The sequence below is a fragment of the Lewinella sp. genome, from assembly GCF_050633125.1.
Taxonomy (GTDB): domain Bacteria; phylum Bacteroidota; class Bacteroidia; order Chitinophagales; family Saprospiraceae; genus Lewinella.
In genome coordinates this window covers 13985-16955 of sequence record NZ_JBOEFX010000099.1, presented here as the reverse complement: position 1 = coordinate 16955, position 2971 = coordinate 13985, and the positions used below count along the sequence as shown (strand labels likewise).

Genomic DNA, 2971 nt, shown 5'->3' with positions numbered 1-2971 from the left:
GTAAGCGTAACATCAGCCGGATTTTTCCAGTCTAAATAATTGACGCTGGTGTGCAAAATTCGCAAATAATTTAGTCCGTCTTTTTGCAAGGCAGCATTGGGAATAAGCAACCGCTGCTCTGAATTCGTGCCGAGCGGATATGCCGCAGAATAGGGGCCTGATTGGTTCATATCGGTGTAATCGCCAACACTGCTTCCGAAGAAATCTACCTGGGTAGCAACGCCAGTACCGGGGGTTATATCAATGGCCAAATCATCGGCAAAACCAGATGGTATTGAAAACGCAAACCAATCTGGATCAGCCGTAGTATTGCCGTGGGGCGTATTACGAGCACGGTAGGTGGGAATGACAGTATAAGGATTCTCAAAATCAAGTATCCAGGCGAAATAGGGATAATCGCCCTCATCCATACCTCGAATCAACTTATTCATATCGTCGTTGGCACCAAGGTGAGTGGCATTATTAAGCAGCGTATCTGTCAATCGACCACTGAGGCCATCTGACGGATAAGGAACATTGCCATTGAAGAGCCACTGCCGATCCCAAGCCACTACCCCATCGCCATCAAAAGCCGGAATATCACTCGTCATCCAGGTATAGTGAATATTGGTAGGCAAAGGCATATTAGGGTTATCGTAGGTTCCATTCCAAGGATCACCCGTGCCTTGGTCTTCGCCGCTGATATTGACACCTACAATATCATTATCGGACTCATCTCCATCACAATTTACATCTTCGTTCCACCAGCCCCAGCCAGCATCTTCGTCACCACCAAACAAATAGGCACCGGAGCAGTCGCTGCCGCCAAAGAGACCACAGGACCAGGAATAACGTAAATCGCGTACTGCTTCGGAAAACAAATCCGGCAAGCCATCTCGCTGTGGTGAATTATCATCGTCACGGACACCGCTTATATTCCCCAATGTATTGCTGCCTCGGTGCGGCGTGACGGTGGTAAGAACGCTCGCCACCTTGTGCCCCGAACCTGAGCCCGGCGTTACCCACCAGGGGTGACCGCCGCTACCTGTACGTTGGAGGTACTCGCGGATGGCCAGCCCCCCCATTGAGTGTCCGGCCAGTATAACTTTACTTTTGTCAGGATTGGCCGCTAGCACTTTGTCTATCATTACGCCCAATGCGTAACCCTGTTTAAAAATAGCCGATTCGTTACTATCAGACTCCGTAAATGAAATCGCAGAACCATCGTTACGATTAATGATAGGGTTATTCACATCTTCGTTCCAGGAGTTATCGAAATTGATGGCGTAGACACAGCCGGGGGCAAGCTCATTGTTTTCGTTATTAAAGGTAACCAACACATCGTCGTCATTGGTGCCTTTGGTTCCATCATTTCCCCAAATATAAGTATTCGTCTGCGCGTTGAGCATGGCGTGAAAAACGTGATCATCCGTAAGCTCACCGTAAATATTCTCAAAGGAGTTATTGCTGTAAGCGTCACCCCAAGAGCTTTGATCGCCCGTCCAGCCGTGCAGAAAGATGATAGGATAAGGGCAGTCTCCGCCTTGTGCGAAGAGTAAATAGGGCGACAAAAACACTAGAAATAAGCTAAGAGACAAGCCTTTCCAAGGCTTGAGGATTGTTGTAAAGGGCATAGTCATAACGTTGAGATACTGTCAAATATAGATAGTCTTTTCCAGTTATTCTTACTTAACCATTTTTCTAATCCCTAACTTTGCCATATGAAGAAGACAACTGTACTGTTATTCCTACTGATGAGTATGATTGGAGGGCCACTGACCAGTCAAGTACTAGAAAATCAAGTAAGTATCCTGGAGCAGGAAATTGCTCAGCTGGATGCTCAGAAAGCAACTTTATTGAGTCAGGTAGAAGAGGTAAAACTGCAAATGATTCGCCGCGACCTCAAGGCGGTAGGCTTGCCTTCTGCGGAATTCATCGAGCACAGTGCCTTGTTTTTGGAATACTCCGAGCAGCACGAACAAGCCAGATGGGTAGCGCATATCATTATCCCTGATGTTATTGACGGCAATGTGTTTCGGACTAATGATTTTCGGGAAGACCCACTGATCACAAGCGGATCAGCTACCGAAGTCGACTATTTCCTCAAATACTTACAGCCTGACAGCACTTACAAATATGATGGTTTTGGCTACGACCGCGGCCACCTGGCACCATCTGCCGATTTTCGTTGGTCGCAAAAGGCCTTATCGGAATCTTACTTTTACAGCAACATGTCGCCTCAGTTACCTGATTTCAATAGAGAAGGATGGGCAGAATTGGAAGGGCTACTACGCCGTTACATTGTCGATCATCCGGAGACACAACTTTACGTAGTCACGGGGCCGCTACTGCATGACAACCTTCCGGTGATTGAACGCAGCGTCAATAAGGTCTCCATTCCGCGGGAATACTTCAAAGTGGTGCTGGACCTGAAGACGGGTGACGCTATTGGTTTCTTGATGCCCAATGCGACCATCACCAAGCCTGTTTCGGAATACGCAAAATCCATCGATGATATCGAAGCGCTTACGGGCTTGGATTTCTTTTCGCTCATTGAGCAAGAGGAAACCATCGAGAGCCATGTCCACTTGGAGCACTGGTTTTCGGATCTTCCCCAAGGTGATGTTGACCCCATCTACCCTCCTAGCCTGCCGCGTGGTCATTTCAATACCGAGCAGGCAAAGCAGTACATGGGCGAAAACAAGACCATTACGGTGGTAGGCAAAGTGGTAGGCAGCCGCTACAGTCGTTCTGGCAACCTGTGGTTTAACCTCGACAAACAGTTTCCAAATCAGATTTTTTCGGTCTTCATCCGCAAAGACGATCTCGTTAATTTTGAAGGCGACCCCAAGGAGTTCTTTGACGGGCAGGTGATCAGCGTCACTGGCGTCATCCAGGATTTCAGTGGTGTGCCAACGGTGAATGTGGAGCGGAGTGGGCGGATTTTGATTTTTGAGGAATAAGAGGAGCGTGCGGGGTGCGGGGTGCGGGG

1 protein-coding gene and 1 pseudogene are annotated in these 2971 nt (G+C 48.3%); one reads left to right on the top strand and one right to left on the bottom strand.

The genetic code is table 11. From position 1 onward, the window contains the following. Positions 1-1613 (bottom strand): annotated as a pseudogene (locus ACRBG0_RS20410) (hypothetical protein); the annotation flags it as partial. Positions 1614-1700: 87 nt separating this feature from the next. On the opposite strand from ACRBG0_RS20410, the gene ACRBG0_RS20405 reads away from it, so the two are divergent. Continuing rightward, on the top strand, positions 1701-2942 hold the full coding sequence (locus ACRBG0_RS20405; RefSeq protein WP_431488699.1) for a DNA/RNA non-specific endonuclease: 1242 nt from the start codon (positions 1701-1703) through the stop codon (positions 2940-2942). Positions 2943-2971: the final 29 nt, after the last annotated feature.